The organism is Nocardioides sp. PD653-B2 (genome assembly GCF_002117935.1).
Taxonomy (GTDB): domain Bacteria; phylum Actinomycetota; class Actinomycetes; order Propionibacteriales; family Nocardioidaceae; genus Nocardioides.
The window spans coordinates 21717-44775 of sequence record NZ_BDJE01000026.1 but is presented as its reverse complement, the minus strand read 5'-3'; the positions used below and the strand labels follow the sequence as shown (position 1 = coordinate 44775).

23 protein-coding genes are annotated in these 23059 nt (G+C 71.5%); 18 read left to right on the top strand and 5 right to left on the bottom strand.

Annotated elements, in window-relative coordinates; translation table 11 throughout:
• Positions 1-99 precede the first annotated feature (99 nt).
• From PD653B2_RS11720 to PD653B2_RS11710, 3 genes are all read right to left on the bottom strand, one after another.
• Positions 100-1029, bottom strand: coding sequence for a histidine kinase dimerization/phospho-acceptor domain-containing protein (locus tag PD653B2_RS11720; protein WP_085872562.1), 930 nt, complete (start codon positions 1027-1029; stop codon positions 100-102).
• Positions 1030-1428: 399 nt separating this feature from the next.
• On the bottom strand, positions 1429-2469 hold the full coding sequence (locus PD653B2_RS11715) for a thiamine pyrophosphate-dependent enzyme (RefSeq protein ID WP_165763440.1): 1041 nt from the start codon (positions 2467-2469) through the stop codon (positions 1429-1431).
• Positions 2470-2474: 5 nt separating this feature from the next.
• Positions 2475-3464: an alpha-ketoacid dehydrogenase subunit beta gene (locus PD653B2_RS11710; RefSeq protein ID WP_242665252.1), complete on the bottom strand. Its 990-nt coding sequence runs from the start codon at positions 3462-3464 to the stop codon at positions 2475-2477.
• Positions 3465-3612: 148 nt separating this feature from the next.
• Here PD653B2_RS11710 and PD653B2_RS11705 point away from each other — a divergent pair, with 148 nt between their 5' ends.
• The 12 genes from PD653B2_RS11705 to PD653B2_RS11650 all read left to right on the top strand — a co-directional run bounded on the left by PD653B2_RS11705 (position 3613) and on the right by PD653B2_RS11650 (position 16426).
• On the top strand, positions 3613-4131 hold the full coding sequence (locus PD653B2_RS11705) for a pyridoxamine 5'-phosphate oxidase family protein (RefSeq protein WP_085872560.1): 519 nt from the start codon (positions 3613-3615) through the stop codon (positions 4129-4131).
• 40 nt (positions 4132-4171) lie between these two features.
• Entirely contained in the window at positions 4172-5347 is a 1176-nt protein-coding gene (locus tag PD653B2_RS11700) for an FAD-dependent monooxygenase (RefSeq protein ID WP_085872646.1), read from the top strand.
• A 17-nt stretch (positions 5348-5364) separates the two neighbouring features.
• On the top strand, positions 5365-6117 hold the full coding sequence (locus tag PD653B2_RS11695) for a GntR family transcriptional regulator (protein WP_085872559.1): 753 nt from the start codon (positions 5365-5367) through the stop codon (positions 6115-6117).
• A complete protein-coding gene (locus PD653B2_RS11690) occupies positions 6114-7268 on the top strand; it encodes a DUF3500 domain-containing protein (protein WP_207559524.1) in 1155 nt (384 codons plus the stop codon). Before PD653B2_RS11695 ends, PD653B2_RS11690 begins: the two co-directional genes overlap by 4 nt.
• A gap of 141 nt (positions 7269-7409) precedes the next feature.
• On the top strand, positions 7410-8525 hold the full coding sequence (locus PD653B2_RS11685; RefSeq protein WP_085872558.1) for an NDMA-dependent alcohol dehydrogenase: 1116 nt from the start codon (positions 7410-7412) through the stop codon (positions 8523-8525).
• 94 nt (positions 8526-8619) lie between these two features.
• Complete coding sequence (locus PD653B2_RS11680) at positions 8620-10575, top strand: clostripain-related cysteine peptidase (RefSeq protein ID WP_165763438.1); 1956 nt, start codon at positions 8620-8622, stop codon at positions 10573-10575.
• A 23-nt stretch (positions 10576-10598) separates the two neighbouring features.
• Complete coding sequence (locus tag PD653B2_RS11675) at positions 10599-10886, top strand: DUF1905 domain-containing protein (RefSeq protein WP_085872556.1); 288 nt, start codon at positions 10599-10601, stop codon at positions 10884-10886.
• Between the two features lie 108 nt (positions 10887-10994).
• Positions 10995-12545 (top strand): PP2C family protein-serine/threonine phosphatase, encoded by a 1551-nt coding sequence (locus PD653B2_RS11670; protein WP_165763437.1) that lies wholly within the window; start codon positions 10995-10997, stop codon positions 12543-12545.
• A 62-nt stretch (positions 12546-12607) separates the two neighbouring features.
• Complete coding sequence (locus tag PD653B2_RS24415) at positions 12608-13999, top strand: M15 family metallopeptidase (protein WP_085872554.1); 1392 nt, start codon at positions 12608-12610, stop codon at positions 13997-13999.
• Between the two features lie 9 nt (positions 14000-14008).
• Positions 14009-14428, top strand: coding sequence for an HIT family protein (locus tag PD653B2_RS11660; protein ID WP_085872553.1), 420 nt, complete (start codon positions 14009-14011; stop codon positions 14426-14428).
• A gap of 110 nt (positions 14429-14538) precedes the next feature.
• Complete coding sequence (locus PD653B2_RS11655; protein ID WP_085872552.1) at positions 14539-15306, top strand: SDR family NAD(P)-dependent oxidoreductase; 768 nt, start codon at positions 14539-14541, stop codon at positions 15304-15306.
• Between the two features lie 136 nt (positions 15307-15442).
• Positions 15443-16426: a DUF3048 domain-containing protein gene (locus PD653B2_RS11650; RefSeq protein ID WP_133059102.1), complete on the top strand. Its 984-nt coding sequence runs from the start codon at positions 15443-15445 to the stop codon at positions 16424-16426.
• 3 nt (positions 16427-16429) lie between these two features.
• Here the strand turns inward: PD653B2_RS11650 and PD653B2_RS11645 are convergent, their stop codons facing one another.
• Complete coding sequence (locus PD653B2_RS11645; protein ID WP_085872550.1) at positions 16430-17122, bottom strand: TetR/AcrR family transcriptional regulator; 693 nt, start codon at positions 17120-17122, stop codon at positions 16430-16432.
• A 133-nt stretch (positions 17123-17255) separates the two neighbouring features.
• On the opposite strand from PD653B2_RS11645, the gene PD653B2_RS11640 reads away from it, so the two are divergent.
• The 5 genes from PD653B2_RS11640 (at position 17256) to PD653B2_RS11620 (ending at position 21217) form a co-directional block, all read left to right on the top strand.
• Positions 17256-17795: a hypothetical protein gene (locus PD653B2_RS11640; RefSeq protein WP_085872549.1), complete on the top strand. Its 540-nt coding sequence runs from the start codon at positions 17256-17258 to the stop codon at positions 17793-17795.
• 129 nt (positions 17796-17924) lie between these two features.
• Positions 17925-18482 carry a YqgE/AlgH family protein gene (locus PD653B2_RS11635; protein WP_085872548.1) on the top strand — a complete coding sequence of 186 codons (558 nt, stop codon included), beginning with the start codon at positions 17925-17927 and terminating at the stop codon, positions 18480-18482.
• Positions 18483-18517: 35 nt separating this feature from the next.
• Positions 18518-18769, top strand: coding sequence for a DUF3039 domain-containing protein (locus PD653B2_RS11630; RefSeq protein ID WP_242665258.1), 252 nt, complete (start codon positions 18518-18520; stop codon positions 18767-18769).
• Between the two features lie 107 nt (positions 18770-18876).
• On the top strand, positions 18877-20553 hold the full coding sequence (locus PD653B2_RS11625; protein WP_242665257.1) for a DEAD/DEAH box helicase: 1677 nt from the start codon (positions 18877-18879) through the stop codon (positions 20551-20553).
• A 19-nt stretch (positions 20554-20572) separates the two neighbouring features.
• Positions 20573-21217: an IclR family transcriptional regulator gene (locus PD653B2_RS11620; protein WP_085872545.1), complete on the top strand. Its 645-nt coding sequence runs from the start codon at positions 20573-20575 to the stop codon at positions 21215-21217.
• Here PD653B2_RS11620 and PD653B2_RS11615 read toward each other — a convergent pair.
• Complete coding sequence (locus PD653B2_RS11615) at positions 21204-21671, bottom strand: Lrp/AsnC family transcriptional regulator (RefSeq protein WP_085872544.1); 468 nt, start codon at positions 21669-21671, stop codon at positions 21204-21206. The genes PD653B2_RS11620 and PD653B2_RS11615 overlap by 14 nt on opposite strands.
• Positions 21672-21752: 81 nt before the next feature.
• Here PD653B2_RS11615 and hppD point away from each other — a divergent pair, with 81 nt between their 5' ends.
• Positions 21753-22961 (top strand): 4-hydroxyphenylpyruvate dioxygenase, encoded by a 1209-nt coding sequence (hppD, locus tag PD653B2_RS11610; RefSeq protein ID WP_085872543.1) that lies wholly within the window; start codon positions 21753-21755, stop codon positions 22959-22961.
• The last annotated feature ends 98 nt before the right edge of the window (positions 22962-23059 follow it).

The following is a 23059-nucleotide window of genomic DNA, read 5'->3' as shown; positions in this document are numbered from 1 at the left end:
GTCAGTGTGCAGCCTTCCTTGAGAACGCGCCCGCGAATCGCGTCGGGGGAGTGGTGGTAGCGGCACAGGCGTACCGGCGATACGGCCGATGGCGAACCGTCATTCTCTGTGGATCGAGGGTGGTGGGGGTGGTCGTTGGTGGTGTCCCGGTGGCTTGGGCAGCGATGCGGGGCGACCAGGTCCGGCAGGGAACCGGGCAGGACCGTGAGGTGATGGTTCCATCGGTTCCACCGAGGGTGCTCGAGCAGTGTCGCAGTCAGGTGGACCGACACCGGCATCGCCGGTCAGCGGCATGAGTGGACGCAGTGTCGATGGAGCAGGTGGCGCGATCACGGGCGCCCGTCTCGATCCAGATTCAGTGAGGTCGGCTCGCCTTCCCTCGCTCTCAGAGGTGTGGGCGAGGTCGATCCATTCAGAGATCGACGTCACCACCTCATGGAGGCGCTGGACCGCCCGCCACAGCGTGTGGAGCGAACCGGCGGCTTCAGGGGGGAAGTCGTCTTGTTGGTCCAGCAGCAACTCGGCGTGCCCCAGGACCGTGGTGAGTGGTGTCCGGAGGTTGTGGTTCACGGTCTCGGCCAGGGACCGGTTCAGCTCCCCGCGGGCGGCGGCCACCAGGCTGGTGACGTCTGTCATGACGGCCCACGCGCCCTGCCGCTCGCCGTTGAGGTCCACGATCGGCGTGGCGTTGACGCGAAGGTGACGGACCGGCTGTCCCGGAGCTCTCACGGTGACGATGACGTCATCGACGACCTCCCCGCGCGAGGCCCGCACGATCGGCACTTCATGAGGTTGAAGGAGAAGGGCGCCGCCCTCGCTGTAGAGATGGAACACCTCCGCCACCGACTCGGCCGGCACGGCCGCGAACGGTCGCTGCAGCAGCTGCTCCAGGCCCGGACTGAGCATCGACAATCGGCCGGACCCGTCCATGACCGCCACGGCGAGCCCCGCGCTACACATCAGCGTCTGGAGCGCGGCTGGATCGATCGGGGGGACCGAGGCGGGGAAGTCGTCCTGGGACATCACCATGCTGCTTCCTGCCTCCGATGTGGTTCGGGCTCCTCACCAAGCCAGTGGCTCTGGCCCCCGGGCACCGGGACCGCCGGCCCTCCAACGGTCCTCGCCCGACCGAAGCGCCCACGAAGGGCGTTGCACGACCGTGCTGGGAGCGCCGTTCGTCTTTCGTCCGGTTCGGCTGGGTGTTCCGGACTTCCTAGTTGAAGCATGAACGCCCAGCGGCGCTCGCGAACGACCTGGCCAGCGAACTGCGCGTGCTGGACGGGTAGGAGCGCTCGGCGGCTAGGCAGGACGGATCTGCTGCAGGGATGGGCGCCACCGGCCGGGAACGACCTGTCGGGGCTGTCCCGGCCTGCCCCTCCAGGCCCTCTGGGCCCGGGCACCCGGCCAGGCCCAGAGGTCGCTGTCGTGTCAGTCCGCGAAGACGTGACGGAAGATCTCCTCGGGCCCCGGTGCCGGGTGGGAGAGGGCCCGGTCGAGTGCCGCCTCCACCTCGGCCCGGACCTCGGCCTCGACCGCCTCGATCGCGTCCGGCCTCATGACGCCGGCACCGGTGGCGTAGGCCACCAGTCGCGCTACGGGGTCGTTCTGGCCGGCCGTCGCCACCTCGCTCGGGTCGCGGTAGAGAGAGGGGTTGTCCGAGGTGTTGTGGAAGCTCATGCGGTAGGTGACGGCCTCGATCATCGTCGGCCCCTGACCGGCGCGGGCGCGCTCCACGGCCTGGCGGGTGACCTCGTACATCGCGAACAGGTCGTCCCCGTCGACGGCCACGCCCGGGAAGCCGTAGCCGCGGGCCCGGTCGGCGAGGCGGGTGGCGCGCGTCTGCCGCGAGACGGGTGTCGAGATGGCGTACTGGTTGTTGATCACGACCAGCACCAAGGGGACGCCCATCACCCCCGCGAGGTTGCAGGCCTCGTGGAAGTCGCCTTCGGAGGTCGCTCCGTCGCCGCAGTAGGCCAGGGTCACGCCGTCCAGCCCCCGGATCGACGTGGCCCAGGCGATGCCGACCGCGTGGGGGAGCTGGGCCGCGATCGACTGTTGGCGGGGCAGCATCCGCACGTGGTCCGGGATGCGCGCTGCATCGATGCGGCCGAGGAAGGATGCCAGCATCCGGTCGAGCGCCCACCCGTGGCGCAGCATCGCCGGCTGCTCCCGGGAGGCCGGAACGAGCCAGTCCACCGCGGGGTCGATCGCGAGGTGCGAGCCCACGACGGCCGCTTCCTGTCCCTGCACCGGGGCGTACAACCCCAGCCGGCCCTGTCGGTGCAGGTTCGTGCACTTCTCGTCGAGTGCGCGGGACAGGAGCATGAGTCGCAGTGCCTCACGCACCAGGTCGTCGGGCGGTCGAGGGAGGTCCGGTTGGACCAGCCCGCCGTCGGGCCCCAGGAACCGGAGCGGCTCGCCGCCGCCGGTGGCCCACTCGGCCGCCCAGTCGCGCGTCACGTGCTTCACGTGCGTCATGGTCGGTCCATCACTTTCAGCGCCGCCTCGACGATCTTGTCCTGCGAGGGGAGGAACGCGTCCTCGAGCCGCCCCGGTGGGTACGGCGTGTCCGGGGCGGTGACCCGCAGGATCGGGAGCGAGATGGTGTCGCAGAGCGACTCCTGCAGGCTCGCGACGACCTCGGCCCCGAGTCCGGCGGTGCGCACTCCTTCGTGGACCACGACGACGCGTCTGCGGACCGCAGCCTCCTGATGGAGGCGGGCGTGGTCCAGCGGACTGAGCCAGCGCAGGTCGAGGACCGCGGACCGGACGGCGTGGCGTTCCTCGAGCTCGTCCGCGGCGGCCAGGCAGGCGTGGACCGACGGCCCCCAGCTCACCAGCAGCAGGTCGTCCCCATCACGACGCATCCGGGCGCCGAAGTCCCCGTCAGCCGCGCCATCGTGCGGGACCCGACCGCGCACGGACCGGTACAGACGTTGTGGCTCCAAGAAGAGCACCGGGTCCGGATCGCGGATCGCTGCGCGGAGCAGGCTGTAGGCGTCCTCGGCGAAGGCCGGCGTGACGACCTTCAGCCCGGGGACGTTCGCCAGCTGCGACTCGAGGGAGTCCGGGTGGAACTCCGGCATCCGCAGTCCGCCGCCGTACGGCGCGCGGATGGTGACCGGCAGGTGGAACCGGCCCCGGGTCCGGAACCGGTAGCGGGCCAGCTGCTGGGTGACCTGGTGGAAGGCCTGGTGGAGGAAGCCGAGGAACTGGATCTCGGCCACGGGGACGAGTCCGCCGATCGCGAGCCCGATCGAGGAGCCGACGATCGCGCCCTCGGCGAGCGGTGTGTCGAAGACCCGGCCCGGGAACTGCGCGTGCAGGCCCTCGGTGGCCCGGAACACTCCGCCCAGGCGGCCGACGTCCTGCCCGAGGAGCACCACCCGGTCGTTGTCCTCCATGGCATCGAAGAGGGCGGCGCGGACGGCCTCCAGCAGGGTGACGTCCTTCTCGGCGCGCACGCGACCACTCTCCGAAGTGATGACACTTGACACTCCTGATCCGAGCCTTTCCGTCCGAGTGCGGCGAATTGACTGTGGACGGATTGTGACTGCTGTCACTACCATCTGACAACTGTCAACACTCCCCGTCAGGGAACAGGAGCAACTCATGTCGATCAAGGTCGCGAAGTTCCTGGACGTCGCCGAGGGCACGCAGCCCGGGCAGTTCACCGTCGGAGACCACGAGGCGGTCCAGTCGCTCGAGAGCCTGGACCCCATCTACAAGCAGCTCCTGGACGAGCCGGTCACCGCCGTCGTCGCGGTGATCAGCCCGTCGGGACGCGCCAACCTGACCCCGGTGTGGTTCGACTACGAGGGCGACACCGTGCTCCTCAACCTCGCGACCCATCGCAAGAAGGCCGAGTGGCTGCGCCAGCACCCGGAGGCGACGTTCCTGCTGATGAACCCCGAGAACGCCTACCACTGGCTGAGCATCAAGACGACCGTCACGCGGGAGGTCTCCGAGGACGACGCGGCCGAGGGCAAGCGGGTGACCGAGCAGCTCAACCGGATCTTCCACAAGTACACCGGCGGAGACGAGTACTCCCTGCGGGACCCCTCCTTCGACGAGCGCCGGGTGCTCTTCGAGCTCAAGGTCGACTCGATCGCGACCTTCGGGCGACCCTGACCGCGTTCTCTGCCCTGGAGAGGACCGGCCGGTCGTGATCATGCCCGCGGTCGCGGTCGTCGGAGGCTCGCTCGGGGGCCTCACCGCCGCCCTGGTGCTGCGGGACGCCGGCTGCGACGTCACCGTCTACGAGCGCTCTCAGGCCACCCTCGATGCGCGGGGAGCGGGGATCGCCGTCCTCGAGCAGACCCTCAGGTATCCCGTGGAACGGCTCGGCCTCGCGCCGGAGGCGATCAGCACCCGGACGGAACGGGTGCGGTTCCTCGAGCGCGACGGGTCCACCGCCTACGAGGAGCGACGTGCGAACCGGTTCTCGGCGTGGAACACCATCTACCGCGTGCTCCACGAGGCATTTCCCAAGACGCGATACCTGCTCGGGCAGGAGCTGACCGACGTCGCGGACGAGGGCGATGGCGTGCAGCTGAGGTTCGGCAACGGTGAGGTGCGCCGTGCCGACCTGCTGGTGTGCGCGGAGGGGATCACCTCCCCCTCGCGTCATCGGATGCTCCCCGAGGTGACGCCGAGCTACGCCGGGTACGTCGGCTGGCGCGGCACCGTCCCGGAAGCGACGTTGACCCCGGCGACCTTCGAGGCGCTGCACGACGCCATCACCTACCAGGTGCTGCCCAATAGCCACATCCTGGTGTACCCGATCCCCGGGCCGAACGGGTCGGTCCAGCCGGGCACTCGCCTGATGAACATGGTCTGGTACCGCAACGTTCCGGCGTCGCAGCTGCCGGACTTCCTGACCGATCGCGAGGGCGTGCGCCGGGAGGTGTCCTTGCCTCCGAACCAGGTGCGCGCGGAGCAGGTCGACGAGATGCGGTGCTTCGCCGACCGCAACCTCGCCCCACCGATCGCTGAGCTGGTCACCTCGGTGGCGGAGCCCTTCGTGCAGGGCGTCTTCGACATCGAGGTGCCCCGGATGGCGGTCGGCCGTGCCTGCCTGGTCGGCGATGCCGCGTTCGTGGCGCGGCCCCACGCGGCCGCAGGCACCGCGAAGGCGGCCGAGGACGGCTGGGTGCTGGCCGAGGAGCTGGTGCGGGCGGGCGGTCGGGTCGACCTCGCCCTGCCCAGGTGGGAGCGGCGGCAGGTCGCCCTCGGGGCGAGCCTCTTGGCGCGGACCCGTCAGATCGGGGACAGTTCGCAGTTCGGCCACGACTTCAGACCGGGCGATCCGCGGCTGGTCTTCGGGCTCTACGGGCCTGGTCGGTAGAGACGGGAAGGCATCGCATGGTGACGGACACGTCGACTCCGGCCGTATCGGCCGGGGGGCCAGGAGGCGGGGGCCGCGACCATGTGTCCGCGATCCGTGAGCGCCTGCGAGCCGAGATCCTGGGGGGTCACCTGATGCCCGGCTCCCAGATCAGCCAGGCCCGGGTCGCCGCCGAGTTCGGAGTCAGCCGGGGCCCGGTCCGTGAAGCGTTCCGGCTGCTGGAGCGTGAGGGCCTCATCGAGGCCCGGGTCAACCACCGGGCTCGGGTCACCGGCCTGTCGGTCCACGAACTCGAGCACCTCTACACCCTGCGTGTCGCCAGCGAGTCGATCGCGTTGTCGGCCAGCGTGCCGTCGTTCACGAGCGACGAGCTCGACGAGCTGGACGAGCTCGGCGAGGTCCTGAAGAGGACCCACACGGAGTCGTTCGACTTCGACTCGTGGGACGTCATCCATCAGCGCTTCCACATGCTCCTGCTCGCACACAGCGGCGCGAAGATGCTCGGCACGGCCGCGGAGTGGGCGGCGCACACCCAGCGCTACCGCCGCGTGTTCGCAGAGGAGGGGCGTGGCCTGCCCCCTGGAGCCGGCGAGCATGCCGTTCTCGCCGGGCTGTGCCGCGACCGGGACGGCGGGGCGGCCGCCCGACTGTTGGCTCTCCACCTGTCGCGCGCTGCACTGACCCTGATCGCCCAGATGGCGCCCACCTATGAGCCCGTCCTGCTGCGCGCCGGCATCCGTCAGGTGCTCGGCGCCGAGAGTCGTCCGTGAGTCCGGAGGAGGAGTTCGTGCTGGTGCCCGAGGTCGGCCGATCGAGAGCCGAGATCGCCGAGCAGATGAGCGTTGCGGCGCACGCGTGGATCGACGCGTTGACGGCCGATCAGCGGGCCGTCGGGTGGTGGGCCGGCCCGAGCGACGGCGCGGCCGAGGAGGAGCGGGTCCGGTGGTTCTACACGCCGACCGACCACGGGGGCCTTCCGCTCGGGGAACAGCGCCCCGCGCAGCAGCGACTCGCCATGCACCTGCTCTCGACCGGCTTGTCCACGGCCGGGTACGTCACGGCGGCGACCATCATGGGCTGGGAGAACGTCCTGGACCTGGTGGAGCGCTTCGCGCTCACCTGGGGTCGCGAGCGGGCCCGGGATCCGGGCATGTACTACCTGCGGGTGTTCGGCGCCCCGGCGAGCGACCGGACCTGGGGCTGGCGCTTCGGCGGACACCACATCTCCCTGAACTACCTGGTGGTCGAGGGCGAGGTACGCGCCGTCACCCCCTGCTTCCTCGGAGCCGACCCCGCCAGCGGTCCGGGGCTCGGGGGAGCGAGGATCCGACCGCTGGCCCAGGTCGAGGACCTCGCCCACGAGCTGGTCAGCTCGCTCGACCCCGACCAACGGCGTCGGGCCCTGCTACTCGACAAGGCCCCGACGGACATCATCGGCGGGAACCGTCCCCGCGTGGCCGAGGGTGACCGCATGATCACGCTTCCGGACCTCTGGCGAGGCCATTTCACCGACCCGGAGCTCGCGGGCCGAATCAGACAGCTCAGCGACGCCGCCGAGGCCGCCGCGGGGCTCACCGACGCCGACCATCACCGGTTGGCGTTGACCCAGGCACCCCAGGGTCTGGCGGCGGCGGACCTCACGCCGTCGCAGAGGGAGGTGCTCGGCGCGCTGGTGTCGACGTACACCGGTCGCGTCCCGTCGGCGCTGGCACCGGATGTCCCGCTCGGCGACCTCCACCTGGCCTGGGCGGGCTCGCTCGCAGCCGGAGAGCCGCACTACTACCGGTTGCACGGCCCGCAGTTCCTCGCGGAGTGGGACAACACCCAACGCGACGCGAACCACGCCCACTCGGTGTGGCGCGACCCCACCAACGACTTCGGTCTCGACATCCTGGCCGCGCACCGGGCAGCTCACCACTGACCGGACAGCCACCCAGCCGGCCCAGGCGTCGTGCGCCAGGGGTCCGGCTCCGCGCGTCCCGGCGACCAACCGGCAGCCAACGCTCCCCGGGCACCATCGACGGTGTGACGTCCGTCACGACCGATCTCGGAAGGAGCCCCCATGCACACACGCGGCGCAGTCATCAAGGAAGCCCCCGGCGTCTACGAGGTGGTCGACCTGGAGGTGGAGGACCCGCGGCAGGGTGAGATCCAGGTCGAGATGGTCGCGTCGGGGCTGTGCCACTCCGACGACCACATCGCGACCGGCGACATCCCCGTCGGGATGTACCCCTTCTGCGGGGGCCATGAGGGAGCAGGCGTGGTCTCGGCGGTCGGCCCGCACACACCGGGCTACCAGGAAGGCGACCACGTCGTCTTCTCGTTCCTGCCGTCCTGCGGGCAGTGCACCTGGTGCTCACGGGGGATGCAGAACCTGTGCGACCTCGGGGCCACCCTCCTCATGGGCTCGCGCTGGGACGACCCCACCAGCTTCCGCCTCTCGTACGAGGGCCAGCCGGTCGGCCAGATGTGCGGCATCTCGACCTTCGCCCACGTCACCACCGTCGCGGTCGACTCGGCGGTGAAGATCCACGACGACATCCCGCTCGACAAGGCCTGCCTGGTGGGATGCGGTGTCGGCACCGGCTGGGGCTCGGCGGTGAACTCAGCCGAGGTCGCGCCGGGCGACACGGTCATCGTGATGGGCGTGGGCGGCATCGGCATCAACGCCGTCCAGGGTGCGGCCCATGCCGGCGCCTCCCTGGTGATCGCGGTCGACCCGGTCGAGCTGAAGCGCACCAAGGCGCTCGAGTTCGGTGCGACCCACGCCGTGGCGACCATGGAGGAGGCCACCGAGCTCGCCCAGTCGGTCACCAACGGCCAGGGCGCGGACTCCGCGATCGTCACCGTCGGTGTCATCACGGGTGACCACCTCGGCCAGGCGATGGCCTCCATCCGCAAGGCCGGCACCGTGGTCGTCACCGGCCTCGGCGACGTGCAGGCCGTGGGCGCACCCATCTCGCTGGCCGACATCACGCTCTTCCAGAAGCGGATCCAGGGCTCCCTCTTCGGCGCCTCCAACCCGAAGGCCGACATCCCGAAGCTGCTGCGCCTCTACCAGGAGGGCCACCTCAAGCTCGACGAGCTCGTGACCCGCACCTACAAGCTCGACGAGATCGCCCTGGGCTACGAGGACATGCATGCGGGCCGGAACCTGCGGGGCGTGGTCGTCTACTGAGTCCGTCCAGTCGGCGCGAAGGAGCTGCGAGGTCCCGACCACCCTGAGACGTTCGCCGTACGCCGGGGTCTCGTGGGCCCTAGTGTTCAGCGTTGTGCCTACGAACCCACGGCGACGGTCCACCGTCGTCACCGCGACCGCTGCCTTCCTCCTGCTGACCGCGGCCTGCTCGAGCGGGAGCTCGGACGACGACGCCGACAAGAAGCCCGCGGCCCACACCGGCCGCGAAGGTGACGGGTGGACGGTCCTCCACTACTCGATGGCCGACACCAACCTCGAGCCCTTCATGGTCGCCGACGTCAACGAGCTCGGGACGGTCGGCTCGAACGACAACCTGCACGTCCGCGAGTTCATGGACCGCTCCGCGGACTACGGCGACGACGAGCTGCTCGACCAGGGCAGCTGGGTCGGCGGCCGGACGCTCGACCTCGGCGCGCCGGGGACCAGTGAGGTCGTCGAGGACCTGGGCGACGTCGACTCGGCCGACCCGGCGGTGCTCGCGAGCTTCATCGCCGACGGCATCAAGGACAACCGCGCCGGGCACTACGCGCTGATCATCTCCGACCACGGTGCGTCCTGGCCGGGCATCGGTCCCGACGAGGGCACCGCCCCGGAGTACGACGTCCTCGACCTGGCGGAGATCACCGACGCGATCTCCAGCGGGCTCGAGGAGGCCGGCGTGGACAAGCTCGACCTGCTCGGCTTCGACGCCTGCCTGATGGCCAACTACGAGGTGGCCAGCGCCGTCGCGCCGCTCGCCGACCGGCTGGTGGCGTCGCAGGAGCTCGAGCCCGGTCACGGCTGGGACTACGGCTCCCTCCAGGTCCTCGCGGACGACCCGGACACGTCCGCGGACGCCTTCGGCGAGGCGCTGATCGACGGCTTCTCCAGCCAGGCCGAGGAGCAGGGCACCGAGGACCAGATCACCTTGTCCATGACCGACCTGACCAAGATGGACGACGTCGACGACGCGGTCTCCGACTTCGCTGCGGCGCTCGCCGACCAAGCCGGCGAGGTCGCCCCGGCGGTCGGCCAGTCCGAGGCCACCACCCTGGCCTTCGGCAAGAACCCCGACGCGACCCAGGACAAGCACCTCAGCGACCTCGGCCTGCTCGCGACGGCGATCGGCGACGCGGCTCCCGACGTGGCCGAGCAGGCCGACGCCGTGGTCGACGCGCTCGACGCCGCCGTCCTCGACGAGGTCTTCGGGGCGGCCACCGCCGGTGCGACCGGTCTGTCCATCTACCTCCCGCCGACCAGCGACCTGGCCGACGGCGCCTACCTCGACGTGCCCAGCGCGGACTCGTGGGGCAGCTTCCTGGACGCCTACTACACGGCGGGCGCAGCGATCCCGGAGGCCGAGCAGCCGGAGTTCACCGACCCCGCCGACGGCCCGGACGTCAGCTTCGACGACGACGGCAGCATCACCCTGACGGGCGCCTTCGACCCGGCCGGCCTCGAGAACATCACCGAGGCCACGATCAGCTACGCGCTGGTCAACGACGACGACTCGATCACCTACCTCGGGGAGGAGGTCGCCGACTTCACCGACGACGGCGACGCCCCGACGGCGACGGGCAACTACGACCTGACCGTCATGGAGATCTCCGACCAGGAGGACTCGGCGTACGCCTATGTCGACCTGGACCTCAGCGACGACCTGGCCACGGCGTTCTTCGACGTCCCGATGACCTACTACGCCTCGACGACGCCCAACCAGGCGCAGGACGCGCTGCTGTCGCTGGTGCTCGACATCGACGCGGGGGAGTTCGTCAGCGAGACGCTCTACATCTACGACGAGGAGTCCGGCGGGTACGGCGAGCTCGCGCCCGACCCCGAGGGCATCCTGACCCCTGACGTGCTGACCGTCGCGGCGAACGGTGACCAGACCTGGGAGCCCACCACCGACGTCGGTCTCTACGCCGACGTCGCGAACCTGACCTACGACTTCGTCCCGCTCGACTCGGGCTCGACCATCCAGGCCGACCTCACGCTCTACGACTTCGGCGGCAACACCAGCACGCTCAGCTCGCTGGTCGAGGTCCCGTAGTCGGGTCTTCCTATGCTGTCCGCGTGGACCTGGAGTTCAGCGGCGAGGTGTGGTTCTGGCGTGGGCCGGCGCCCTTCCACTTCGTCACCGTCCCCGAGGACGAGAGTGCCGAGCTCCAGCAGATGGCCGCGGCCGTCACCTACGGCTGGGGGATGATCCCGGTCGCCGCCCGGGTCGGGGAGACCCACTGGACGACGTCGCTCTTCCCGAAGGACGGCGGCTACGTCGTCCCGCTCAAGGACCTGGTCCGCAGGGCCGAGGGGATCGGCGTCGGCGACACGGTCACCCTGCGCCTCACGGTCGACGCGTGACTCACCCCAACAGGTGAGACCGGTCGAAGCGAGGTCGTTCCCACGGCGCCGGGTGGTTGAATCGGGCTCCCCGAGACCTGATTGAGGCTGATGCAGCAAGGAAGCACCGTGGCTGGGAGCCGACGGCGGCCGCACTCGGCGCGCGCCGTGGTCCGGGTCGTGGCGGGGCTGGTCACCGCCCTCAGCGTCGTGGTCGGGATCCTGCTCGCGGTGACCGCGGGGCAGGTCGCGTCCGCCCAGCACGAGATCGAGGGCGAGCTGAACCCGGCGCGGGTCGAGCTGGGCAGGGTCCTGGCCCTCTACGTCGACCAGGAGACCGGACAGCGCGGCTACATCCTCACCGGACGCGAGGAGTTCCTGGATCCGTACGACGCGGCCGGGCCCCAGATCGAGAGCAACCTGGCGCTGCTCCGCAACCAGGTCTCGCCCGAGGTGCGTGCCGCGCTCACCACGATGACCGACGCGCACCAGGCGTGGCTGACCCGGACCGTGGAGCCGGAGCTCGCCGCCGCCCGGCGGGGTGACCGCGACCGCGCCACCGCGCTGGTCGCGTCCGGTCGCGGCAAGGAGCTCTTCGACCGGGTGCGCGCGGCCCAGACCGCGGCCGACTCCGCGATCGCCGACGAGCAGCTGGTGGCCACCCAGCGCGCCGACGACCTGCTCCGGAAGCTGTCGATCCTGCTCGCCCTGACGGTGGTGGCGTTCCTCTCCACGACCCTGCTCGCGACCGCGGCCTTCAGCCGGACCGTGCTGCGCCCGCTGGCCCACCTGGGCCGCGACAGCCGCGCCGTGGCCGGGGGCCGGCTCGACCAGTCCGTGCGCGCGGAGGGTCCTCTCGAGGTGGTCCAGGTCGGCGAGGACGTCGACACCATGCGCCGCCACCTCCTCGACGAGCTCGACGCCTCCCGCCGGGCCACCGAGGCCCTCACCCTGGGCGAGCCCGCGGTCGTCGCACTCCAGGCGTCCCTCACCCATGACCCCGTCGTCCGGCACGGGCTCGACATGGCGGGCCAGATCGAGTCGGCGCAGGGGGTCCTCGCCGGCGACTTCCTCGACATCGTCGAGCTCGACGACCAGCGGGTCGCCGTCGTGCTCGCCGACGTGGCGGGCCACGGACCCGCCGCCGCCGTCATCGGGCTGCGGCTGAAGACCGCGCTGGCCGCGATCCTCGGCCAGGCGCCGCTCGACGAGGTCCTCCCGCGCATCCGCGACGGTCTGGTCGGTGAGGGCGAGATGTTCGCGACCGCGTTCGTGGGCATCGTCGACCTCGCCCAGGACTCGCTGACCTACGTCAACGCCGGCCATCCGCCGCCGCTGCTGACGTCGACCGCGGACGGCACGGCCGTCGAGCTCGACCCCACCGGGCCGCTGGTCAGCCCGGTGCTCGCCGGCGTGGGCTGGGAGGTGGGCGTCCGCTCCTTCGGGCCCGGCGACTCGCTGGTGATCTTCTCCGACGGCGTGCTCGAGGCGCGCGACGCCGGGGACCAGGAGTTCGGGCTCGACCGGGTGCGCGCCGCACTCGCCGACACCCGCGGTCGCCCCGCCGCGGACGTGGTCGACCGGATCCGCGCCGAGGTCCGCGACCACGCCGCGCGTCAGCGCGACGACGTCACCGTGCTCGTCGTACGCCGGGCCTCCGTGTCCACGCCGGTGCGGTGACGACGTCCCACCCGATGGTGCGCTGCCGGGAATCGGCGACGGCGTCATGCACACTCGATCGCATGCATCTCGGGCATCGACTCTCCATCGGGCTTCTCGCCGTCCTCGTCGGCGTCGGCCTCTTCGTCCCCGCACACGCCGCGCGCGCGGCCACGGCAGCGCTCTCGCTGGCCGCGGACCCGGCGTACGCCGACACCGAGACCACGTTGCGGATCGACCTGGTCGACGGGGGCGGGGCCGGGGTCGCCGGCGCCACGGTCGACCTCGAGCGCCGTACGGCGGGGGCCTGGGCGCCGGTCGGGACGGTCACCACCGACGAGGCCGGACACGCGACCCAGGTCGTCACCCTCAGCCGGGCCGCCGACGACAACGTCTTCCGGGGCACCTATGCCGGTGACGAGACCCACGACCCCGCGACCGCGCAGGTCTCGGTGACGCTGAAGCGCCGGGCGAGCCGGGTGGTGGTCAGCGGCCCCGGCCAGGTCGTCGACGGCACGTCGGTGCCGGTCAGGGTGCGGTGGACGACCGCCGACGGCCGGCCGGTCGCCGGCAAGGTCGAGCTCTCCCGCGCGCTCGGTGACGGCCCGTGGCGCACGATCCGCACGCTCCGGACGGGGGACGACGGGCGGGCCGAGGTCCGCACCGACCCGCGCCAGGACTCGCGCTGGCGCGCCACGGCCGTGCAGCAGGCCTGGGTCGAGGGGGGCCGGAGCGCGGTGCACCGCATCGACAACCTGCCTCCGGGCAAGCCGGTCCGGTTGCCGAAGGCGGCGCCCAGCCCACGCAAGAAGCTGCCGCGCCAGGGCCACGCCGTCGGTGCCGGACCGAACGTCGTCGTCACCGCGGTCCCGGACGGGATCTGGGCCCAGATGACCGGCCGCACGTGGCACTCCGGCTGCCCGGTCGGCCGAGACGGCCTGCGGCTGGTGCGGGTGAACTACTGGGACTACCAGGGCTACCGCCGTCGCGGCGAGATCGTCGCCGCGTCCAGCGCGGCCGGCCCGATGGGCGCCGCGATCGCCGAGATGTACCAGCGCAAGCTGCCGATCCGGGCGATGTACCGGGTGGACCGTTTCGGGTGGGGCAAGCGCTCGCACGGCGGCGACGACTACGCCTCGATGGCGGCCGGCAACACGTCGGCCTTCAACTGCCGCGACGTCACCGGCCGGCCCGGGGTGCGCTCGCCGCACAGCTACGGCCGCTCCCTCGACATCAACACCTGGGAGAACCCCTACCGCTCCGCACGGGGCACCGTCCCCAACAGGTGGTGGCAGCCGCGCTCGCACCCGCGGGTCGCCTGGCGCTCGAGGTCGCACCCGGTCGTCCAGATCATGGCGCGCCACGGGCTGCGCTGGACCTACGGCCTGGGCGACACCCAGCACTTCGACTACGTCGACGGCAGCGGCCGGGCGGCGTACGCGCGTCCGATCCCGTGTGACCGGTACTGCGACTAGCGTCGCGTCATGACCCGCGACCCCGACTGCGTCTTCTGCTCGATCGTCGCCGGCGACGTGCCGGCCGACGTCGTGCTCGACGAGCCGGACTTCGTCGCCTTCCTCGACCGGCGGCCGTTGTTCAAGGGCCACGCGCTGCTGGTCCCGCGCGAGCACGTCGTCACCCTCCCCGACCTGCCCGCGGGCCTGCGCGACGGCTTCCTGGCCGCGGCCCAGCGGTTGGCGAGCGCGGTGGTCGACGGCCTCGGTGCGCAGGGCAGCTTCGTCGCGATGAACAACGTCGTCAGCCAGTCGGTCGCCCACCTGCACCTGCACGTCGTCCCGCGCACCAAGGGCGACGGCCTGCGCGGCTTCTTCTGGCCGCGCACGACGTACGCCGACGGCGAGGCCGCCGAGGTCGCGGCCCGGCTGCGCGACGCGCTCGGCTGATCGCCCGACTCGGCGACCGCCAGGCCACGGCGTACCGGCGTCGAGCGCTGTCCTAGGGTGGGGCCTCGACAGGCTCGACGCCCGAGCGTGCCGACAACGAGGAGCCACACATGGGTCGTTTTGACGGACGGGTCGCCGTCGTCACCGGGGCCGCGCGCGGCATCGGTTTCGGGACCGCCACCCGCTTCGCCGAGGAGGGCGCCTCGATCGCCGTCCTCGACCTGGACGAGTCGTCGGCCGCCGAGGCAGCCGCGAAGCTGCCCCTGGTCGAGGGTGCGAAGGCCGTCGGCATCGGCTGCGACGTCGCCGACAGTGCGTCGGCCGACGCCGCCGTCGAGCGGGTCGTCGCCGAGCTCGGTGGCATCCACGTGCTCGTGAACAACGCAGGCGTCACCCGCGACAACCTGCTGTTCAAGATGACCGACGACGACTGGGACATGGTCATGAACGTCCACCTGCGCGGTGCCTTCCTCATGACCCGGGCCGCTCAGAAGCACTTCGTCGCCCAGAAGTACGGCAAGATCCTCAACCTCTCCAGCGTCTCCGCGCTCGGCAACCGCGGCCAGGCCAACTACTCGGCCGCGAAGATGGGCATCCAGGGCTTCACCCGGACCCTCGGCATCGAGCTCGGCCCGTACGGCGTCAACGCCAACGCGATCGCCCCCGGCTTCATCGCCACCGACATGACCGACGCCACCGCCGCCCGGCTCAAGATGGACGTCGACGAGTTCCGCAAGCTCAACGCGGACGCCAACCCGGTCCGCCGCGTCGGCTACCCGGAGGACATCGCCGCCGCGGCCGCGTTCCTCTGCAGCGACGAGGCGTCGTACATCACCGGCCAGACCCTGTACGTCGACGGCGGCGCCAAGCTCGGTTAGGGCGAGCTGCGCCCCTCGGGCGCGCCTCCCTCACGTCGGCGAGCCGCAACGGCACACTTGAAGTCGACTGAAACGCTAGACAACCCCCGAACGGAGCGTCGCCGTGCGCCGTGCCCACCTGACCACTGTCCTTCTCGTGGCGGCCAGCCTGGTGCTCGCCGGCTGCGGGGGAGGCGACGACGACTCCTCGGGCGGCGCGGCGCCCGCTTCGCAGCAGGTCGCCGGCAGCACCCAGGTGGACGCGACCTGGCCGATGACCGGCCTGCCGGTCACCGGCGACGAGGAGGCCGCCCAGACCCACCCGGTGCTGGTCGCCAAGATGGACAACACGTACTCCAGCTCGCCGCAGATCGGCCTCGGTGAGGCCGACCTGGTCGTCGAGGAGCTGGTCGAGGGCGGGCTCACCCGGCTCGCGGCGTTCTACTACTCCCAGACGCCGGATAACGTCGGCCCGGTGCGGTCGATGCGCGCCAGCGACATCGGCATCGTCTCGCCGGTCGACGCCACGGTGGTCACCAGCGGTGCCGCCGCGCGGACGATCGCCAGGATCAAGGGCGCCGGCATCTCCTTCTACCAGGAGGGCGACACCGGCTTCGAGCGCGACAGCTCGCGCAGCGCGCCGTACAACCTCTTCGCGAACCTCGCCGAGGTCGCGGCCGACGCCGAGACCGACGCGACCCGCCCCGACGACTACCTGCCGTGGGGCGACGAGAAGGACCTGCCCGGCGGTCAGCCGGCGAAGACGATCGCCGCGTCGTTCGGCGGCGGCCACACCACGAACTGGACCTACGACGGCAAGGGCTACGTCAACGAGAACACCTACGCCGCGGACGGTGACGAGTTCCCCGCCGACACCGTGCTGGTGCTCCGCGTGCAGGTCGGCGACGCCGGCTACCTGGACCCGGCCGGCAACCCCGTCCCGGAGACGAAGCTGACCGGCAAGGGCGACGCGATGATCTTCCACGGCGGCCGGCTGGTCCGCGGCACCTGGAGCAAGTCCGACCTCGGCTCCCCGCTGGAGCTGTCGACGAAGGCGGGCAAGCTGACCGTGCCAGCCGGTCACACCTGGATCGAGCTGGTGCCGGCCGCCAACGGCGACGTCACCTTCGCCGCCAAGTAGCGCTCAGGCCTCGCCGGAGCGCAGCTCGACGCCGTTCTCGGCGAGGGCGCGGAAGCCGGCGAGGATGAAGCCGATCGCGGTCTCGACGTTGGCGGCCGCCTGGATCGGGTCCTCGGCGCTCGAGACGGACTCGCCGGCCGACGACATCGCGCCGAAGAAGATCCGCGCGAAGGTCTGGGACAGGTCCTCGTCGAGCTCCCACTCGCCGGCGCTCAGCACCGAGCGCACGATGTCGAGGACGTTGGCGAACGTCGAGCGCTCCTCCTGCTCGCGGTAGCGCTCGTAGCCGAGGACGGACGGACCCTCCTGGATCACGATCCGCCGGTAGCGGGCCTCCTGGACGACCTCGAGGAAGGCGCGCAGGCCGGCCTGGGCCTTCTGCCACGGGTCGCGGTGGCCCTTGAGGGACTTCTGGATCGCGCGCGACGCGTCGGACTCGACGCGTTCGAAGACCGCCTCGAACAGCGCCTGCTTGCCGCTGAAGTGGTGGTAGAGCGCCCCCTTGGTGACCCGCGCGCCGGCCACGATCGCGTCGAGCGACGTGGCGGCGTACCCGTTCTCGGTGAAGAGTTCCTCGGCGACGTCGACGAGCGCACGCTTGGTGGAGGCGGAGTACTGCTGGCGGCGGCTGGCACCCGGGACCCCGGGCACGCCCGGGACGCGCGGCACCAGCTTGGAGACCGAGGACTTGCTCATAGTTCCGGGAGTCTAAGACCGACGGTCGGTATGCGTGACTCGGATCACCGCGCGGGAGTTTGCATACCGTCGGTACGTCTACGTACCGTGGGTACATACTTACGGTATGTAAGTCCTCCCGAAGGAGCAGACCATGACCTGGAAGTCCTTCCACAGTCGCGGAGAGATCCTCCGTGACGTCATCGCCGTGGCCAACCGGCGCCGCGACGGTGCGCTACCTCTCGACGTCGACGGCGTCGCCGACGTCTTCGACGACGACCTGACCCTGCTCGGCGACCTCCAGCTGCGCTGGCACACCCGGCTCGCCGGCCGCATCGAGCGCGAGCTCCTGCAGCAGCCGATGGACCTCGAGAAGGCCGTGGTCGCCGCGTGGCACGCCACCGCCGACGAGCTCCCCGGCGTGCTCGCCATCCTGGACCGGTACCGGGCCGACCGGCACGGGGCCCCGCTCGACCAGGCGACGGCCGACGCGATGGCCACGTCCACCGCCAAGGAGCGGATCCTGCTGGCCATGATGGCCGGGCGGGTCAGCGTGGCCGACGACCGGGCCGTCCGCGTCGGTGCGGAGATCGAGCGCCGCGCCCGGGCGTCGTACCAGCCCCAGCGCAGCGTCACCCACCGCGGCGAGCAGACCCGTCTGCTCGACCGCATCAAGGCGGCTCTCGCGGCCTGACCGCGGACCGTCCCTCCAGCCCGGCGGCCCCGGGACCGACCTATCTCCCTCCCGCGGCGCCCCCTCGCCGCACGCCCCACGTCGGTCCCGGGGCTGTCGCACGTCCGGCTGCCGGGAGATGATGGAGCCATGAGCGAGGTCCGGGCCGGAATGCTGCTGGTGGCGACACCGGCGCTGCTGGACCCGAACTTCACCGACACCGTCGTGCTGCTCCTCGACGTGGACGACGACGGGGCGCTCGGGGTCGTGCTCAACCGGCCCTCCGGCGTCCGGGTCGCCGACGTCCTCGGGGACTGGGGCGACGCCGTCGACGAGCCGGACGTGCTCTTCCAGGGCGGCCCGGTCAGCACCCAGGCCGCGCTCGCGCTGGCCCGGCTGCGGTCCGAGGACGACGCGCCGGTCGGCTTCCGCGCCGTCGAGGGGCCGCTCGGGCTGGTCGACCTGGACACGCCGGTCGAGCTGCTCGAGGGCACCCTGGCGGGCCTGCGGATCTTCGCCGGCTACGCCGGCTGGGGCGCCGAGCAGCTGCTCGGCGAGATCGAGGAGGGGAGCTGGTACGTCGTACCGGGCGAGACGCCGGACGTCTTCCGCCTCGACCCCGCCGACCTCTGGCGCGACGTGCTCCGTCGCCAGCCGGGCGAGCTGGCGTGGCTGTCCACACGCCCCTTCGACCCGAACCTGAACTGAGGAGGAACTCGATTACAGTGGGGTCCGTGACCACCATCGGCTTCTCGACAGACACCGACGTCCGCGAGGACCGTCGTACCGTCCCGACCGATGAGGGGGACCACGAGCGGTTCTCCCACTACGTGGAGAAGGACAAGCTCACCGAGGCGATGGTGATGGGCACCCCGGTCGTCGCGCTCTGCGGCAAGGTGTGGGTCCCGAGCCGGGCGCCGGAGAAGTTCCCGGTCTGCCCCGAGTGCAAGGAAGCCTGGGAGAGCCTCAACGACGAGCCGGGCTCGAAGGAGTGACGGGTCGGCCCGAGGCCGACCCCCTGCCCATCGCGCTGACGCCGGCCTGGCCGGAGCGTGCGGCCTGGGGGACGGCGCCCTCGCTGCGTGCCTGGCAGACGGCGGCGATGCGGCAGTACTTCGAGCAGCACCCGCGCGACTTCCTCGCCGTGGCGACGCCCGGTGCCGGCAAGACGACGTTCGCGCTGTCGGTCGCAGCCGAGCTGCTGGGGCGCCGGATCGTCGACCGGATCACGGTCGTCGCCCCCACCGAGCACCTCAAGCTCCAGTGGGCCGAGGCGGCCGCGCGCGCGGGCATCCCGATCGACCCGACGTACGCCGCCGGCAAGGGCAAGACCTCGCAGGACTTCGTCGGCATCGCCGTGACGTACGCCGGGGTGGCGGTCAACCCGCTGGCGATGCGGATCCGCACCGAACGCTTCAAGACCCTGGTGATCCTCGACGAGGTGCACCACGCCGGTGACGCGATGTCGTGGGGCGAGGGCGTGCGCGAGGCGTTCGAGCCGGCCACCCGCCGGCTCGCGCTGACCGGTACGCCGTTCCGCTCCGACATCAACCCGATCCCGTTCGTCACCTACGCCCCGGGCGACGACGGGGTGCCGCGCTCGGTCGCCGACTTCACCTACGGCTACGCGCACGCGCTGGCCGACCACGTCGTCCGGCCGGTGCTGTTCATGGCCTACTCCGGTGAGATGTCCTGGCGGACCCGGGCCGGCGACGAGATCGCCGCGCGCCTGGGGGAGCCGCTCACCAAGGACCTCACCGCCCAGGCGCTGCGCACCGCCCTCGACCCGAGCGGATCGTGGATCCCGTCGGTGCTCGCGGCCGCGGACAGCCGCCTCACCGAGGTGCGCCGGCACGTCCCCGACGCGGGCGGCCTGGTGATCGCCTCGGACCAGGACACCGCGCGGTCCTACGCCAAGACCCTGAAGCAGATCACGGGCGAGCCCGCGACCGTGGTGCTCTCCGACGAGAAGGCGTCGTCGAAGAAGATCAGCGAGTTCACCGACAGCGACCGGCGCTGGATGGTCGCCGTACGCATGGTGTCCGAAGGGGTCGACGTGCCGCGCCTCGCGGTCGGTGTCTACGCCACCCGGACCTCGACCCCGCTCTTCTTCGCCCAGGCGGTCGGCCGCTTCGTGCGGGCCCGCACCCGGGGAGAGACGGCGTCGGTGTTCCTGCCGTCGGTGCCGGCGCTGCTCGGGTTCGCCTCCGAGATGGAGGTCGAGCGCGACCACGTGCTGGGCCGCAGGATCAGCGACGAGGGCGACATCTTCGCCGCCGAGAACGACCTGCTCGCCCAGGCGAACGCCGGGGAGTCGGCGTCCGACGAGCTCGAGGCGTCGTTCGAGGCGCTGGGCTCGGAGGCACGCTTCGACCGGGTGCTCTTCGACGGAGGCGAGTTCGGCCACGCCGGCGAGGTGCACGTCGGCTCGGAGGAGGAGATGGACTTCCTCGGCATCCCGGGCCTGCTCGAGCCCGGCCAGATGCGCGAGCTGCTCCAGCAGCGCCAGAGCGACCGGGCCCGCAAGCAGAAGGCCGCACCGAAGCCCGAGCCCGACACGGTCGCGGAGGTGACGACCCACGAGCAGCTGGCGGTCCTGCGGCGCGAGCTCAACGGCCTGGTCGCCGCGTGGTTCCACCGGACCGGACAGGCGCACGGCATCACCCACGCCGCGCTGCGCAAGGAGTGCGGCGGCCCGGCGGCCGCGGTCGCCACCGCCGAGCAGCTGCACGCGCGGATCGACAAGGTCCGCGAATGGGCGGTCCGCAAGTCGTCCTGAGGTCCCTAGACTCCGAGGCATGCCGGCCGAGACGTCCCAGACCCTGGACCGCGGGCTCCGCGTCCTCGGGGTGCTGGCGTCGTCGCCCGACGGGCTGACGGTCACCGAGCTGGCCGGCCGGCTCGCGGTCAACCGCACCGTCGTCTACCGGCTGGTGAGCACGCTCGAGCAGCACGCGCTCGTACGACGCGACGCGCGCGGCCGCCTCCACGTCGGCCTGGGTGTCCTGCACCTCGCCTCCGCCGTGCAACCGGTGCTGCGCGACCTCGCCGTACCCGTGCTGCGCGACCTGGCCGAGGCGGTCGGCTGCACCGCCCACCTCACCGTCGCCGACGGCGACGAGGCTCTGGCGCTCGCCGTCGTGGAGCCGTCGTGGACCGACTTCCACGTCAGCTACCGGGTCGGGTCGCGGCACCCGCTCAGCCAGGGCGCGGCAGGCAAGGCGATCCTGCTCGGGCGGGGGTCGGACCCGGCGCCGTACGCGGTGACGGCGGGCGAGCTGCAGGCGGGCGCACGCGGGCTGGCCGCCCCGGTGCGCGGGGTCGAGGGCCTCGAGGCGAGCGTCGGCATCGTCACGCTCGGCACCGAGATCGACGTGGACACGATCGGGCCGCTGGTCGGCCGGGCGGCCGCCGAGGTGGCCGCGCGGCTCAGCCCCCCGTGACCGTGCGGGCCAGCGGGCGGACCCGGTAGGGCACCTGGGTCGCGAGCGCGATCACGGTCGACGACCGCACGATCGCGGGCGTCTCGAGGACCAGGTCGATGACCCGTTGGAGGTCGGTGTTCGAGCGGGCGACGACCCGGGCCCACATGTCGCCGGCGCCGGTGATCGTGTGTGCCTCGAGCACCTCGGGGATCGCCGCCAGGTGCGCGCCGACCGCGTCGTGGCCGCTGGTCTCCTGGCGGATCTCGAGGGTGAGGAACGCCGTGACCGGGTAGCCGAGCGCGGCGGGGGAGAGGTCCGGTCCCCACCCGGTGACGACGCCGGAGGCGACCAGCTTGTCGAGCCGGGCCTGCACCGTGCCGCGCGCGGCCCCGAGCCGCCGGGACGCCTCGAGCACGCCGACGCGCGGCTCGGCGGCGAAGAGCTCGATCAATCTGCCGTCGAGATCGTCCATGTCGGCGCCTTCCCTAGGACAAGTTGCACAGAGTATCGCCGTACTGTTGCACACAATGACTCGTCCCGTCAGGCTCTGCGCATGACGACGACCCACCACGCCCTGACCGCCGACGAGCTCAAGGCCGACCTGACCCTCGAGCAGCTGCAGCAGCTCGTCGGGCTCGTCGAGTACGACGAGGAGGGCGACGTCTTCCCGGTCACCGGATGGGACGCGATCGTCTTCGTGGTCGGCAACGCGACCCAGGCCGCGCACTACTACCAGTCCGCGTGGGGCATGGAGCTGGTCGCCTACTCGGGCCCCGAGAACGGCAACCGCGACCACAAGTCCTTCGTGCTGCGGTCCGGCTCGATCAAGTTCGTGCTCAACGGCGCCGTCGACCCCGACTCCGCGCTGGCCGACCACCACCGCCGCCACGGCGACGGCGTCGTCGACATCGCTCTCGAGGTGCCCGACGTCGACCGGTGCATCGCCCAGGCCAGGCGCGCGGGAGCCCGCGTCGTCCGCGAGCCCGAGGACGTCACCGACGAGCACGGCACGGTGCGGATCGCCGCGATCGCGACGTACGGCGAGACCGTCCACACGCTCGTCGACCGCAGCCGCTACGACGGCCCCTACCTGCCCGGCTACGTCGCGAGGGTGAGCACCTGGGTGAAGCCCGAAGGCCAGCCGAAGCGGCTGTTCCAGGCGCTGGACCACATCGTCGGCAACGTCGAACTCGGTCACATGGACGAGTGGGTGCAGTTCTACAACCGGGTGATGGGCTTCGTGAACATGGCGGAGTTCATCGGCGACGACATCGCCACCGACTACTCCGCCTTGATGAGCAAGGTGGTCGCCAACGGCAACCACCGGGTGAAGTTCCCGCTCAACGAGCCCGCGATCGCGAAGAAGAAGTCGCAGATCGACGAGTACCTCGAGTTCTACCGCGGTGCCGGCGCCCAGCACCTCGCGGTCGCGACCAACGACATCATCGCGTCGGTCGACGCGCTGCGCGCCAACGGTGTCGAGTTCCTCGCGACGCCCGACTCCTACTACCAGGACCCCGAGCTGCGCGCCCGGATCGGCAACGTGCGGGTGCCGATCGAGGAGCTGCAGAAGCGCGCGATCCTGGTCGACCGCGACGAGGACGGCTACCTCCTGCAGATCTTCACCAAGCCGCTCGGCGACCGGCCGACCGTCTTCTTCGAGCTGATCGAGCGGCACGGCTCGCTCGGCTTCGGCAAGGGCAACTTCAAGGCGCTCTTCGAGGCCATCGAGCGCGAGCAGGACGCCCGCGGCAACCTCTGACCCGCGCCGCCCGCCCGCAGCTGTAACGCGGTGTTAGACCCTCTGGTGACCCTGTTCTAACGGGTTCATAGTGGGTCCAACACCGCGTTACATGCGGG

Bases quoted from the DNA above. Each gene is read 5' to 3' on its own strand.
- PD653B2_RS11625 (WP_242665257.1), top strand. From the start codon at position 18,877: ATGCGGCAGTACTTCGAGCAGCACCCGCGCGACTTCCTCGCCGTGGCG.
- PD653B2_RS11685 (WP_085872558.1), top strand. From the start codon at position 7,410: ATGCACACACGCGGCGCAGTCATCAAGGAAGCCCCCGGCGTCTACGAG.
- PD653B2_RS11635 (WP_085872548.1), top strand. From the start codon at position 17,925: ATGAGCGAGGTCCGGGCCGGAATGCTGCTGGTGGCGACACCGGCGCTG.
- PD653B2_RS11645 (WP_085872550.1), bottom strand. From the start codon at position 17,122: ATGAGCAAGTCCTCGGTCTCCAAGCTGGTGCCGCGCGTCCCGGGCGTG.
- PD653B2_RS11655 (WP_085872552.1), top strand. From the start codon at position 14,539: ATGGGTCGTTTTGACGGACGGGTCGCCGTCGTCACCGGGGCCGCGCGC.
- hppD (WP_085872543.1), top strand. From the start codon at position 21,753: ATGACGACGACCCACCACGCCCTGACCGCCGACGAGCTCAAGGCCGAC.
- PD653B2_RS11705 (WP_085872560.1), top strand. From the start codon at position 3,613: ATGTCGATCAAGGTCGCGAAGTTCCTGGACGTCGCCGAGGGCACGCAG.
- PD653B2_RS11720 (WP_085872562.1), bottom strand. From the start codon at position 1,029: ATGGTGATGTCCCAGGACGACTTCCCCGCCTCGGTCCCCCCGATCGAT.
- PD653B2_RS11620 (WP_085872545.1), top strand. From the start codon at position 20,573: ATGCCGGCCGAGACGTCCCAGACCCTGGACCGCGGGCTCCGCGTCCTC.
- PD653B2_RS11660 (WP_085872553.1), top strand. From the start codon at position 14,009: ATGACCCGCGACCCCGACTGCGTCTTCTGCTCGATCGTCGCCGGCGAC.
- PD653B2_RS11640 (WP_085872549.1), top strand. From the start codon at position 17,256: ATGACCTGGAAGTCCTTCCACAGTCGCGGAGAGATCCTCCGTGACGTC.
- PD653B2_RS24415 (WP_085872554.1), top strand. From the start codon at position 12,608: ATGCATCTCGGGCATCGACTCTCCATCGGGCTTCTCGCCGTCCTCGTC.
- PD653B2_RS11695 (WP_085872559.1), top strand. From the start codon at position 5,365: ATGGTGACGGACACGTCGACTCCGGCCGTATCGGCCGGGGGGCCAGGA.
- PD653B2_RS11615 (WP_085872544.1), bottom strand. From the start codon at position 21,671: ATGGACGATCTCGACGGCAGATTGATCGAGCTCTTCGCCGCCGAGCCG.
- PD653B2_RS11700 (WP_085872646.1), top strand. From the start codon at position 4,172: ATGCCCGCGGTCGCGGTCGTCGGAGGCTCGCTCGGGGGCCTCACCGCC.